Here is a 13,884-nt window from a genome sequence, read left to right on the forward strand (position 1 = left end):
AAATGCACAAGACCCTATTGGTCTTGTACATCAATCAAATGGTCTAATTTTTTCTGGAAATATTCACCCTGAATAAAACGAGCATCCACATTCCATGCATTTGCAAAAAGTGTCATATCATTTAATTCACGCAACATAATTTCTACTGTTTTTACTTTATGGAAGATTTGAATTTTTTCTTGTAATTCCTGAGTTGACTGTTCTGTATTCAACATTTGGGTCAGGTCGGGATGTAGAGTTAAGCTATTCACATCAAGTTGACGTAAAATCGATTCACTGTAAATTCTATGCCCAAAGTCACGAAGTGCTACTTCTGCACCAAACTGACGTAATTGTGCAATATACTTATGTGCATCCGAAAGATTCTGACTCAAGTCTTCTTCAGAAAATTGTAATATTAAAGGGTGGCTCAATTTACTCCGGATAATCGTAATCAACTTAGAAATAAATTCTGGAAAAGTACGATCATGTAAAAGTACATCTTTGTTTAAATTAACGATCAGTTTTGCTTCTGGATATTGGGTGATGAAATTATGTAATTGTTTACAGGATTCAACCAAAATCCAGCGGTCTAATTTAATGGATAATTCTTGATCTTCCAAAAGTTCTGGAATATCCGTTAAATCTTTCCAACTATTTTCAAAAATAAAACCACTTGTCACTTCATAAGTATATAAATTGGTATCATGTTTATCATAAAGTTGCTGATATTTAAGGTGAATTTCACCACGTTCTAAACTCTGCTGTAACGCCCGAATCAGTGAAAATTCCGCAGAGATTGGAACAGCTTTGATTTCAGCTGGTTGAAGATCAAAGCTTGGAATGGGTAAATCATTTTTTAATTCAAACTCAGGCGTAGGCTGGTTTTGAGGTAAAGCAGTGTTATAAGCAGTAGCAATTACTTGTTCAAAATGAGCATCATCGCGTATTTCACTGTCTAAAACGATATAACCTAATCTTAAATTAAGCGGGAAAGTCGCTTGTTTGATGATTAAGAGTTGTGGTTTAGCGAGTGAATTTAAAGCAATTAATTTAGATTCTAGTTTGGCTAGAGATTCTGCTTGGAATAAACCGAGGAAAATACCAGTTTCGACTTTAAACAAAGGCACATGAGTTTGTTCTTTTAGAAACTCTTTTAAATTAATAAAATAGTTTTTTGCTGTGTTCCAGTCATTTTCAAAAATAATCTCTGGACAAGAGGCAATTGAAAATAAGACTAATGCACTCACATCAGCAGGTTGCTGAGCAATAGCTCGGTTAATTAACTGGTAGGTATTGGGTTTATAGCTGCTTTTATCATGATTGTCTGAGGCATTGTTATTTGATGCCATCGTTTCAAGGTCAATGGTAATTTGTAAAGCATCTTCATCTGTCGAAGGTAAAAATTCGATTTTCAAGGGGTTGGGTAGAGAGACCTGTGTATTTAATGTCGTCATTTCAAAACGACCTAAATCAAATTGACCTTGATTGATCTTTTTAAAACGCAACTTAAAATCATTTAAATCTTGTGGTTGTAACAGGTCAAGTAAAGGCAGACCAATTACGTCCTCTGCATTTTTAATTGCAAAAAGTTCAAGATATTCTGAGTTTGCCTGAACATGAATTCCTTCTTGAATCAATGCAATTGCTTTATTACTTTCATGAACCAATGATTGAGCTTGGCTTTGTGCAGATTCTAATTCATGCATTAAATGTTGTTGCTTTAAAAGCAAACGACTAAACGAAAGGGCACGAATTAAACCCATATAGAAACGATCTGCATATTCAAGATCTAAAATGTCATAAATACCTTTACGAATATAACTTGCATATTGTGCTGGTTGATAATCATCAGGTTTTAATAAAATAATAGGGAGATTGGGTTGCTTAGACAATTGAATTAAACTTAAAGCTTGCTCATATTTTAAATCATAGGCTCGACCAAAAATAACAATGTCCCAATTTTGATTTAATTGTTTTTCAAAATTTTGTAAATCATCCAGTAATGTTGCTTGTACCAGATGTTCATTGGCGCTTAAAAAATCACGAATCTGATTAAAACGAATCTGGTTATCATCAATAATGAGTAAACGGGTTTCTGAACGTTTCAACTTTTTAGACAATAGTGGATTTCTCACTTCAAGGCTTCCCATAGATCATAATGCTTACTTTCATTTATTTGCTTATGAATAAAATCATTGACTAAGTGTTCTTGTTGATCATTTAGTAATTCAAATTCAAAATGAATAAAACTTTGCGTAATTAGTTTTGCTTTATTCAAATAAATTTTTATATCTTCTTTGCCTAAGCGTAAATGAATTGTCTGTTTTTCTCTGAATATATGTGAACCCGATACAATCAAGCTAATAGTAATTTTTTCTTGTAGGGATGTTTTAACAAGCAGCGCGGGTTGGTAATTATTGCTATGACGATCAGTTTTGACCATGACTGAACAAGGGAATAAGTCTTGAGCAAGAACTTCGAGTCCAAGTTCTAAGCTTTTCTCTGTAGATTGTTTAATCCAGCGAACGACACCACCACGCCAAGGGCTATTGGTACTTTCCTGAATTAAAATAAATTCACCTGTTTTTAAATGTGTTGGGGTCGTGCCTGTCCATTTAATGCGGTAACCGTTTAAACTAATATCCAGTACTTCGACAGAATACGTTTGTTTTGCTTCACGATCCAATAATTTTGCGCTATTCACTTCTAACGGTACACTGGAATTCATTGAATTAATAAATGTACTTTCAGTTTGAAATTGATAATTATTGTCTAAGTCTAAAGTTTCATGAAAGTTTTTCCCTTGCGACAAATAGAAGTGAGCAACGGCCAAACTAAAGCAGATATATAATTGCGCTGAATATTCAAAACGTTCATGTAAACGTTCAGTACTGGTGGTGAGTAAGTTGTGAATATGAAAATATAAGGAGGGTGTGAGAAATAATTTTTCATTTTTAGATAAATATCCTGTCTTTTTTGTTTGAATTTCAGACAAGTGATCTAATAAATTTTGAGTTGAAATATAAATAGTCGGTTTGTATAAACTGGCTTGATCCGTATTAAAAACAGGTGGATGATCTTTATTGATATCGACAATATAACGTGAAAGTGTGGTTTCTTTGGCCAAAACATGAACCAATTTTGCCCAATCTAAACTGCATAAATACAAACCTTGCATTTCTGATGGACGAATTTGATGGGTGTTAAAAATATCCAATAAAATAAGTTGTGAATAAGCTTGAGTAATGGTTTGTAAAGCGTGTTGTGTCTCTAATATCTGATTAATATTGGTATTTGAAAAATTATTTTTAATCGCACATTCAAGCAGTTGATGAGCCGCCAACCACTGACCAAATAAAGGTGTGCTATAAAGCAGGTGTTGCTGATAAACCAGTAATGAAAGTTGTTGCAAGGCATAGTAGCTTGAAACCATACGCGCTGTTTGTAAGCTTTTCTTTTGGTTAAATGCAAAGATAGAAAATTTATGTAAACTTAATTGTGTGTTACATCTTTTTGAAATATCAACATAAATTTTAGCAAAATGGCTGCGTAATAGCATTGCCAATTCAATAATTTGATCATTACGATCGGTCGTAATCAAACTTTGATTAAAAAAATGTTTTTCCAAACTGCCTAAAACATTATCCAAAGTTGGATGTAAAATTTGAATTAAATCAAAACGAAGCATTTCTGGGCATTTTAGTTCTGATATTTCTAATAAAGCATTAAACAGCTCTTTCGAAGAACTTCCCAACTGAAGAATGGATAGACTGGCTACCCATTCTTGTAAACCCTTCGTGCTTGTTGGGCAGAAGCTTAATTTTTCTAACTTTAGCTCTGATGGAGCTTGAAAAATATCTGAAGTACTCATAAGCATCGTTATTATTTAACTCAAAAAGTTGAAACTCCAAAAAGCGGTGTCTTATTTTTTTCGCCCGCAATTTCCCTAACAAGTTTAGGAACCAAGTAGCCTGGTAGGTTCTCTAAAACATCCTTATATATTAAGTTAATTTCTTCAGAAGTTAAGTCAAAATGATGTGCACCTTTCACTTTATCTAAAACATGTAGATAGTAGGGCATAATGCCTGCATCAAATAAACGATAACTTAAATCCGCTAAAATTTGCGCTGAATTATTAATATCTTTTAATAAAACTGCTTGATTTAGCACAGTAATTTTCTGTTCGACTAACTCAGAAATTTTAGCACAGGTAAAATCATCAAGCTCATTTGCATGGTTCGAGTGTAGCACTACAATAATTCGTAGCCTACTGTTTTTTAACAGGGAAACCAGCTCTTTATCGACACGGTTGGGGATTACGATCGGAACTCGTGAATGAATTCTCAAAAATTTAAGTTGTGGGAGGAGCTCTAAGCGCTCAATCCAAAGTTTTAATTTTCGATTGGACAAAGTCAGCGGGTCACCGCCACTAAAAATCACTTCATTGATATCGGGCTGGCTTTCAATATAGTTTTTAATATTCAGCCAATCTTCATTTTTAGGTAAATTTTCCTGATAAGGGAAATGCCGACGAAAACAATAACGACAATGTACAGCACATGCGCCTGTTAAAGTCAGTAGAAACCGTGATTTATATTTATGCAAAACACCCAGTTGTTGATTGGCTTGTTCTTCACCTAGCGGATCAGTGACAAAATTAGGATGTTCTTCAAGTTCTAAATGGTGAGGCAATACTTGTAATAAAAGTGGATCAAGTGGATCACCAGGGGTCATTTTTTGCACAAATGCACGCGGTACACGTAATTTAAACTGTTCAGAAGCAAGAATTGCCCCTGATAATAACTGTTCGGGTGAAAGCTGAAGTGACTGAAGCAACTCTAAAGGATCTGTAATTAGATCACTAAGTTGTGATTGCCAGTTTTGCTCTTGATACAAATAGTTTATCATGCCGCATGGAAAAAATGATGCTAGTCTATCATTAATAGATTTAAGTTAGTAAGTTTGGAGTCAGCCTTTCATGGCCAATTATTCTACAAATGATTTTAAAGCAGGCCTTAAGGTAATGCTTGATGGTAACCCATGTTCAATCATGGAAAACGAATATGTAAAACCTGGTAAGGGTCAAGCATTCAACCGCGTAAAATTACGTAATCTTAAAACTGGTAAAGTTTTAGAGAAAACATTCAAATCCAATGAATCACTAGAAGGTGCAGACATTGTTGAAGTTGAAATGGAATATCTTTATAACGATGGCGAACTGTGGAACTTTATGGACCCATTAAGCTTTGAGCAAATTGCTGCAGATAAAACAGCAATGGGCGATGCCGCTAAATGGTTGAAAGATGATTCCAATGAAAAATGTACCATCATGCTGTTCAATGGTGTGCCATTGTCGGTTAATCCACCAAATTTTGTGGTATTAAAAATTGTGGAAACTGATCCGGGTGTTCGTGGTGATACTTCTGGTGGTGGCGGTAAACCTGCGAAACTTGAAACAGGTGCTGTGGTACGTGTTCCATTATTCGTACAACAAGAAGAAAGTGTACGTGTCGATACTCGTACAGGTGATTATTTAGAGCGTGCATAATAGTTTAAAAATAGACTATTATCGAAAGGGATGATTTAAATCATCCCTTTTTTCATGCGAAAGTCTTAGATGAAAAATAAAAGATGAGGAGTACAGTTGCAAAGGAACAAACAGCAATACGTCGAACAATAAAAATGACCGCTGATTTATGCAAAATAGATGAGGATTGATATGGAAACGATTCAACCGAAGTTATCCATAACTTCAAAAATAGTGTGGCTTTTGGTCGCAATTTTAGGTGCTGTGTCTTTTGGTACACTTGCACTGAGTCGAGGAGAGCATGTAAATGCGGTTTGGTTAGTATTAGCCGCCATCTGTGTCTACAGCATTGCTTATCGCTTTTATAGTTTATTTATTGCCAATAAAGTTTTTGAACTCAATGCCCGACGTTTAACGCCAGCGCATCGTTTAGCTGATGGTTTAGATTATGTACCGACCAACAAATATGTCTTATTCGGACATCACTTTGCGGCAATTGCGGGGGCGGGTCCTTTAGTTGGACCTATTCTGGCTGCCCAGATGGGATATTTACCGGGGACTATTTGGTTGTTGGTTGGGGTTGTGCTTGCGGGTGCTGTACAAGACTTTCTCGTTCTATTTATTTCAACGCGTCGTGATGGTCGTTCATTGGGTGAAATGGCAAAGCAAGAACTGGGTTCTTTTGCCGGAATCATTGTGATGCTGGGTGCGTTAGGGGTGATGATTATCATCCTTGCTGTACTTGCCTTGGTGGTGGTAAAAGCATTAACCAATAGTCCATGGGGTGTGTTTAGTATTGCAGCCACCATTCCGATTGCACTCTTTATGGGTGTATATATGCGTTATATCCGTCCAGGTAAAATTGCAGAAGTTTCAATCATTGGTTTTGTGCTGATGATGGCAGGCATTATCTATGGTGGAAATGTCGCAGCTGATCCTTATTGGGGACCATTATTTACCCTTTCAGGTACGCAATTGACGTGGTGTTTAATTGTTTATGGTTTTGTTGCCTCTGTACTGCCTGTTTGGTTGTTGCTTGCACCACGAGATTACCTTTCAACTTTCTTGAAAATCGGTGTGATTGCAGGTTTAGCGATTGGTATTATGGTGGTATTACCTGAACTGAAAATGCCTGCGGTAACACATTTTATTGATGGTACGGGGCCTGTTTTTGCGGGTTCAATGTTCCCATTCTTATTTATTACGATTGCGTGCGGTGCAATTTCAGGTTTCCATGCATTGGTGGCATCTGGAACCACACCTAAACTGGTCGATAATGAAGTCAATATCCGTATGATCGGTTATGGCGGCATGTTGATGGAATCATTTGTTGCAGTTATGGCAATGATTTGTGCCACGATTCTTGAACCAGGTGTATATTTTGCAATTAATGCACCTGCTGCAATATTGGGTACAACAGTTGAAAGTGCAGCAGAAGCGGTACGAACTTTAGGTTTTGTGGTGACACCAGAAGCCTTAACCTTATTGGCTCAAGAAGTGGGCGAAAGTACAATTTTATCGCGTACAGGTGGAGCACCAACATTTGCAATTGGTATGGCACATATCATTACGGAAATTTTTAATAATCGTTCAATGATGGCCTTTTGGTATCACTTTGCAATTCTATTCGAAGCTTTATTTATCTTGACTGCCGTTGATGCGGGTACGCGTGCATGTCGTTTTATGGTTCAAGATACTGTAGGGATCGTGATTCCTTCAATCAAAAATTCACATAATTTCTTTGGTAATTTGCTCGGTACTGCGGTCGCTGTAGCCGGTTGGGGCTTTTTTGTTTACCAAGGCGTGATTGACCCACTTGGTGGAATTAATAGTTTATGGCCGTTATTTGGTATTGGTAACCAAATTTTAGCTGCGATGGCACTGATTTTAGGTACTGTGATTTTGTTTAAAATGAAGAAACAAAAATATGTTTGGGTCACGATTTTACCCACCATTTTCTTGTTTATTACCTCAATGACAGCAGGTTGGCAAAAAATCTTCCATGAAAATCCAAAAATTGGTTTCTTGGCGCAAGCCAACCGTTTTTCGGATGCCATTGCACGCAATGAAATTTTAAAACCAGCCAAAGACATTGCTGAAATGCAAACAATTGTTTTCTCTAACCAGATTAATGCGATGTTATGTGGTTTCTTTATGATTGTGGCATTCGTGATGTTATTTGCTGCCATTGGTGTTATTCGCCGTGCTTTAGCAGATCCTAATCCTAGTGTGAATGAGTCTGAGGCGATTTATACCGATGAGCCTAGCGCAGGAGAGGTTAAATGAGTCTAAAAGAACAGATTCGCAAAAAACTGGCTATGGGTAAAATTATTAAATTTACTGTACTCGCGCAGCCGAAAAAGTTTTTATTACTCAATGGTATAAAAACGATTCAATTAATTTGGCAACGTTTACAGCAAAGTTTTCGCTTGATGGTCGGTGTACCTGATTATAAGACATATTTGCAACATATGGCACGCCATCATGCTGATTTAGCCCCAATGGATGAAAAAACATTTTACCGTTATTGCGTGGATGCGCGTTATCCAAGCGCCAGTGGTGGAATGAAAAAATGTCCGTGTTAAATTAAAATATTCATTTTTAGAAGTCTTTTGATTTCTTTGGAAAATGAGGAAAACGGTGTATGTTAATCATGCACCATTTTTTTGGGGGGATAAAATGTGATTTGGGGTATGAATAAGGTTCAAAAACAAGAGCTCACATATGAACAGCAACAATTAGATATAAAAGTTGAATCTTATGCGACAAAAATTCAAGCATTTTCAACGCAAATCAACAGTATTATTTTAGATAAAGAACATCAAACTAAACTGGCTTTAAGTTGTCTGTTGGCAGGCGGCCATGTGTTATTTGAAGATTTACCTGGATTGGGTAAAACCACACTTTCAAGTGCTTTATCTCGCATTGCAGGGCTTCATTTTCAGCGCATACAGTTTACCAATGACATGCTGGCTAGCGATGTGATTGGGGTCAATATGTTTAACCAGAAAGAACATCAATTTGAGTTTAAGCAAGGTCCAATTTTTACTCAAATCTTATTGGCGGATGAGATTAACCGTTGTAGTCCAAAAACACAGAGTGCTTTGCTTGAAGCGATGGAAGAAGGATTTGTAACAGTAGATGGGATTCGTTATGAATTACCACAACCTTTTTGGGTCATTGCCACCCAAAATCCACTGTTTCAAAGTGGAACCTATGCTTTACCAGAGTCTCAGCTTGATCGCTTTTTAATGCGATTAACTTTAGGTTATCCATCACGTTCCGCAGAAAAACTACTCTTACAACAAGAATCCCGTTATGCATTAATTTCTACTTTAGCCCATATTTTTAATGAAAATGAAATTCTGGAAATACAGAAACTCGTCACCAAAATTCATTTGGCAGATACGATTTCTGAGTATTTATTAGATTTGGCTGCTGAGACTCGCAAAGGAATGCATGGTTTGTCTACACGAGGATTATTGGCATTGAAAAAATCCGCACAAGCACATGCTTTTATTGAACAGCGTAGCTTCGTCACACCTGATGATATTCAAGCGGTTTTCGTGGCCGTGGTGGCACATCGGATTGGACTTGGAGAAGTAGAGACTTTGCAACTGATGCAAAAAATCAATATTCATTAAGAGGTGGCGCAATTTGAGCAAGCCTTGGCAAAAATGGTTAGCAAAGCGTTTTCAATTTGAGAAAACCAAACAGCTTTCGCAAAAAGATATCCTGATTTTTATTTATCAGCAGGGATATTTATATGGAGTCTTGATCCTGATTACCTTTATTGCGGGAGTAAATTATGCCAATAATTTGATTTTGGGTTTTTGCTTTTTGATCAGTGCTATTTTATGCATTAGTTTTTATTTAACCTTTAAGCAATTGCATGGTTTAACGGTGGAAGTATCGGTCGCTGAAGTGGGTCAAGTCGCTAAGCCGATCGAATTACAATTTCATTTTCAACAAAATCAGAAACAATCTCGCTATTTATGGATTAAAACAGATCAGCATTTGGAAAAAGTTTTTATTTCGGACTTAAAACAAACTTTTTCGCTGACTTTTTTGCCTGAACAGCGAGGTAAATTTGATTATCCTAGAATCCAAATATATTCAGTATATCCCTTTGGTTTAGTTCGTGCGTGGAGTTATTTTTACTTTAAGGAATATTCTTGGATTGCGCCGCAGTCAGTATCTTTGCCTTTAGAAAATAAGCAGCATCAGCACAGTTTTGAGCCAGATCTAGATGAATTTCGCGAATTACGTAGTTTCCAATTAGGAGATTCTTTACAAGCTGTTTCATGGAAACAAGCGGCACGCGGACAGGGCTTATATATTAAAGTGTTTGAGCAATATCAGAATGAGCCGAATATTGAAATTCAATATAATCACATGCCAAGTATTCAACATGAAGAAAAACTCAGTCTAATGATGGGCTTAATTGAACAATGTGAACAAAGTCAATGTGCATATGCTGTATTTTTACCTCAATCTAAATTAATGACAGCGCAAGGTGAAAAGCAGTTGTTAAAAGCCAAAAAACTTTTGGCGCAGGCTTAAATCATGATTCATTATGCTGTGAAAGTTTCGATTTTAATGACCTTAAGCTTAGTATTATTGGCGCAGTTACTGTTTAATCCGGCACTCCTTAGCTTAATTTTTGCTATAAGCATTTATCATTTATTTCGGAATTTAAAGCACGAGTCAAAAACTCCTCCCAGAATATGGATATTTATACTTACCAGTTTAGCTTTGGTCAGCATTTATTTTAGCTACCAAAGTTTTATTGGTGTTGAAGCAGGCGTTGCAGTTTTAGCAACATTTTTGTTTGCTAAAGCTTTGGAAACCAAAACTAAACGAGATGTCATTATTTTGTTTAATTTTGCGCTGTTTGTCAGTGCAAGCTCTTTTTTGCATAGTCAATCTATCTGGATGGCAATGATCATTTTATTGTGTTTGTTCAGTTGTTTCATCGGATTATATCGTTTACAAATCAGCGAATTTTTAGCCTCTAAAAAGCAAGTCATTGGATTAGAAACGGATGCAAAATATGTAGGTAAATTTCTCCTTTTGGCGCTGCCTTTTTTTATTTTACTGTTTATTTTTTTCCCACGGTTACCACCACTTTGGCATATCCCAATTCCTGAGCAAAAAGGGATAACAGGCATGAGCGATACCATGTCGCCGGGTGATATTGCTGAACTCTCACAATCCAGTAGTTTGGCTTTTCGAATCTTGGGGAATATGCAGCAACTGCCGCCACGTGATCAATTGTATTGGCGAGCCATGGTTTTAGATCAATACGATGGTAAAACATGGACCAGTAGTTTCATTAATCAGCAACCTTATTCTGAAAATGAATTTTCTGGCACATCCAAAACGAATTTTGAGTATCAATATTTGGCAGCGGATGAGCGGGTAAAGTGGATTATGGGACTGGAAAAATCTATTCCAATGGAGCCAAATTTTCAACTGAAACAAGATTGGAGCATTACACCGAGGCGTCAAGTTGTGCGTAATCAGCCGATTAAATTGCAGTGGGTGGGGGAAGTACAACTTACCAAGATATCCAACACTCCATCAAATCTAGTAGAAAGAATAAATATTCAAACTCCGAGTGAACTAGATAAACAATCGCGTCAATTTGCGCTAAAAATGTTTGCACAAAGCCAACAACAACCTGAGCGTTATATAAAGCATATTTTAGAATGGTATAGAGAAAACAATTTTGTTTACACATTAACACCAGGATTATTAAATCAAAATCGTATAGATGAATTTTTATTTCAATCGCGGCAAGGTTTTTGTGAACATTATGCTTCTAGTTTTGCTTTATTGATGCGGTATGTTGGGATTCCTGCACGTGTAGTGGTGGGCTATCAAGGCGGGCAACTTGCACCAGATCGTGCAAGTTGGGAAGTTCGGCAATTGGATGCACATGCATGGACTGAAGTCCAAATTAAAGGTCAATGGCAGCGAATTGATCCGACTGCGATGATTGCCCCAGAACGTATTGATGGGGGCATGCAAGATTATCTCGAAAATGACCAAAGTGTTTTTGGACGAAGTGAGCAAAATTGGAAATATCGTCAGTTTTCATTATTAAAAGATGTCCGTATTTGGAGCGATTATGTGACTTATCAATGGCAAAGTAAGGTCGTTGGTTATGATGCGGAAAAACAGCAGTCGTGGTTATCTAAATTAGGTTTGAAAACAGTTTATGCGGCAGTTCTGGCATTATTCACGAGCATCATTGTGTTGTTGCTATTTTACTTTGCTTGGATTTATTATCGCGATAGGCAAAGCAGTAACTCATTTGAGCGGGCAATTCAGTCTTTTTCTCAACGACAGCCCGTAAATTTGCGTAAACAAACTGCTGAAACTTTTTATACTTGGATGTATCGTTTAGCAGATTCGGTTGAAGATGCTGAACAATCTGTATTTTTTGAAACTGCAAAATATTATCAACAACAATTTTCACGTGTTAAAAATGAGCAAGATATAAAGCAATTTAAAAGAATGCTTAAATCTTGTGCATCCATGTTGAAAAAGAGCAGAAAGCACTTGTCTTAGAAAATAAAAATGAATATGATTCACATCACTTAGGTGTATAGCTCAGTTGGTTAGAGCGCTACGTTGACATCGTAGAGGTCAGCAGTTCGAGTCTGCTTATACCTACCAGAATTCGTTGATTAATCAACATAATAAAACCCACTCAATGAAGTGGGTTTTTTGTTAGAGCTATTTTCGGGGAATTAAATAGTTTTATAAGGTGGATAAAATTCAATTTAAGTTAACAAGAATGGAAAATAAAAAAAGGAACCAAATAAATCGGTTCCTTTTTTAAATAAAATCATTCAGATTTTAAGTAAGAAGTTTAGCCTTAAGCACAATGCTTTGGTTGCACCATATTATTTACTGCTAAAACATCTGATAAAATTTGATCAGAAAGTAAGTTTTCTGCTTTAATTAAAGCTAAAACACTTTGACCCGATTCATTCGCCAGTTTTGCAATACGTGTTGTTGTTTCATAGCCCAAGTAGGGATTAAGTGCAGTAATGATACCGATTGAATTTTCAACCAATTGCTTACAATGAGCAGTATTGGCGCGAATATTCTCAATACATTTAAGTTGGAACATTTGCATTGCTTTACCTAACAATTCAATAGATTCAAAAAGTTTGAAAGCGATTAAAGGCTCCATAGCGTTTAACTGTAATTGACCTGCTTCTGCTGCTAAAGTAATGGCCAAATCATTTGCAATAACTTGATAACACACCAAGTTCATTGCTTCAGGAATTACTGGATTAACCTTACCCGGCATAATTGAGCTGCCTGGTTGACGAGCTTCTAAATGAATTTCATTTAAACCTGTTCGAGGACCGCTTGATAATAAACGTAAATCGTTTGCAATTTTTGAGAGTTTAGTGGCTGTACGCTTTAATAAACTAGATAATAAAACGAAATCGCCCATATCTGAAGTCGCTTCAATTAAATCTGGTGCGTTACTAATATTTCGTTGCGTAATTTCTGATAATGAGGCAATTGCATATTCACGATATTGAGCTTCTGTATTAATCCCTGTTCCAATTGCAGTCCCGCCCAAATTCACCACACTTAAAGCATCTGGCATAATTTGATTCAATTTATTCAAGTCATTTTGTAGTGTGTTTGCAAAAGCACCAAATTCTTGACCTAAAGTCATTGGTACAGCATCTTGTAATTGAGTACGACCCATTTTTAAAATATCAGAAAACTCATCTGACTTAAATTTAAAACTTTGAATAAGTTGTTCAAATGGAGTATTTAATTGTGCTATTGCAGCAATTAAACCGACTTTGATCGCTGTTGGATAAACATCATTTGTAGACTGAGACATATTAACATCGTTATTTGGATGTAAATATTGATATTCACCTTTAGCATGTTCTAAATATTCTAAACCAATATTTGCAATGACTTCATTTATATTCATATTGGTTGAAGTACCTGCACCACCTTGAATCATATCAATTGGAAATTGATCGTGATGTAAATCATTTAAAAGCTGTTGGCACGCAAATTGGATCGCATTATTTTTATTTTCTTCTAATTTATTTAGTTTAAAGTTGGCATGTGCACAGGCAGATTTAACCATAGCAAGTGCTTTAATGAAAATAGGAAAATGGTTTAATTTACTTTGACTTAAATTAAAATTTTCTAAAGCTCTTAACGTTTGTACGCCATAATAACAATGAGAAGGGATTTCTTTATAACCCAGTAAATCTTTTTCAGTGCGCGTACTAATCATAATATTCATTTTAATCGACTCTAATTAACCATTAATTTATATTAGAGCGTTGATTGTTTTTTTTCTAATGTAAAAAGATATT

The 13,884-nt window shown here is 36.0% G+C and carries 10 protein-coding genes and 1 tRNA gene; 7 read left to right on the forward strand and 4 right to left on the reverse strand.

All coding sequences use genetic code 11. The features are described 5' to 3' along the window. Positions 1 to 14 precede the first annotated feature (14 nt). From H0S58_RS04875 to epmB, 3 genes are read right to left on the reverse strand one after another with little or no spacing between them, the layout of a single operon-like run. Positions 15 to 2,132: an EAL domain-containing protein gene (locus H0S58_RS04875; protein WP_195727309.1), complete on the reverse strand. Its 2,118-nt coding sequence runs from the start codon at positions 2,130 to 2,132 to the stop codon at positions 15 to 17. Then, positions 2,114 to 3,859, reverse strand: a complete 1,746-nt coding sequence (locus tag H0S58_RS04880) for a GTPase (RefSeq protein WP_195727310.1) — start codon at positions 3,857 to 3,859, stop codon at positions 2,114 to 2,116. The genes H0S58_RS04875 and H0S58_RS04880 overlap by 19 nt, the downstream gene beginning before the upstream one ends. Before the next feature lie 14 nt (positions 3,860 to 3,873). Further along, positions 3,874 to 4,890: an EF-P beta-lysylation protein EpmB gene (gene epmB, locus H0S58_RS04885; protein WP_195727311.1), complete on the reverse strand. Its 1,017-nt coding sequence runs from the start codon at positions 4,888 to 4,890 to the stop codon at positions 3,874 to 3,876. A 70-nt stretch (positions 4,891 to 4,960) separates the two neighbouring features. On the opposite strand from epmB, the gene efp reads away from it, so the two are divergent. The 7 genes from efp to H0S58_RS04920 all read left to right on the forward strand — a co-directional run bounded on the left by efp (position 4,961) and on the right by H0S58_RS04920 (position 12,193). Continuing rightward, complete coding sequence (gene efp / locus H0S58_RS04890; protein WP_053578233.1) at positions 4,961 to 5,530, forward strand: elongation factor P; 570 nt, start codon at positions 4,961 to 4,963, stop codon at positions 5,528 to 5,530. Between the two features lie 171 nt (positions 5,531 to 5,701). After that, complete coding sequence (locus tag H0S58_RS04895) at positions 5,702 to 7,795, forward strand: carbon starvation CstA family protein (protein WP_053578232.1); 2,094 nt, start codon at positions 5,702 to 5,704, stop codon at positions 7,793 to 7,795. Next, the gene (locus H0S58_RS04900; protein WP_195727312.1) at positions 7,792 to 8,094 is read left to right on the forward strand and encodes a YbdD/YjiX family protein; all 303 of its coding nucleotides are present in this window, start codon (positions 7,792 to 7,794) and stop codon (positions 8,092 to 8,094) included. The genes H0S58_RS04895 and H0S58_RS04900 overlap by 4 nt, the downstream gene beginning before the upstream one ends. Positions 8,095 to 8,190: 96 nt before the next feature. After that, positions 8,191 to 9,153 carry an AAA family ATPase gene (locus tag H0S58_RS04905; protein WP_413784413.1) on the forward strand — a complete coding sequence of 321 codons (963 nt, stop codon included), beginning with the start codon at positions 8,191 to 8,193 and terminating at the stop codon, positions 9,151 to 9,153. A 13-nt stretch (positions 9,154 to 9,166) separates the two neighbouring features. Beyond that, positions 9,167 to 10,072, forward strand: a complete 906-nt coding sequence (locus H0S58_RS04910) for a DUF58 domain-containing protein (RefSeq protein WP_053578230.1) — start codon at positions 9,167 to 9,169, stop codon at positions 10,070 to 10,072. Positions 10,073 to 10,075: 3 nt separating this feature from the next. Further along, positions 10,076 to 12,085, forward strand: a complete 2,010-nt coding sequence (locus H0S58_RS04915) for a transglutaminaseTgpA domain-containing protein (protein ID WP_195727314.1) — start codon at positions 10,076 to 10,078, stop codon at positions 12,083 to 12,085. A gap of 31 nt (positions 12,086 to 12,116) precedes the next feature. Then, positions 12,117 to 12,193 (forward strand) — tRNA-Val (locus H0S58_RS04920). Positions 12,194 to 12,395: 202 nt separating this feature from the next. Here the strand turns inward: H0S58_RS04920 and H0S58_RS04925 are convergent. Continuing rightward, the gene (locus H0S58_RS04925; RefSeq protein WP_195727315.1) at positions 12,396 to 13,811 is read right to left on the reverse strand and encodes an aspartate ammonia-lyase; all 1,416 of its coding nucleotides are present in this window, start codon (positions 13,809 to 13,811) and stop codon (positions 12,396 to 12,398) included. Between the last annotated feature and the right edge of the window lie 73 nt (positions 13,812 to 13,884).

Origin of the sequence: Acinetobacter sp. TTH0-4, from assembly GCF_015602665.1 — a bacterium.
In the GTDB taxonomy this organism is placed as follows: Bacteria; Pseudomonadota; Gammaproteobacteria; order Pseudomonadales; family Moraxellaceae; genus Acinetobacter; species Acinetobacter albensis.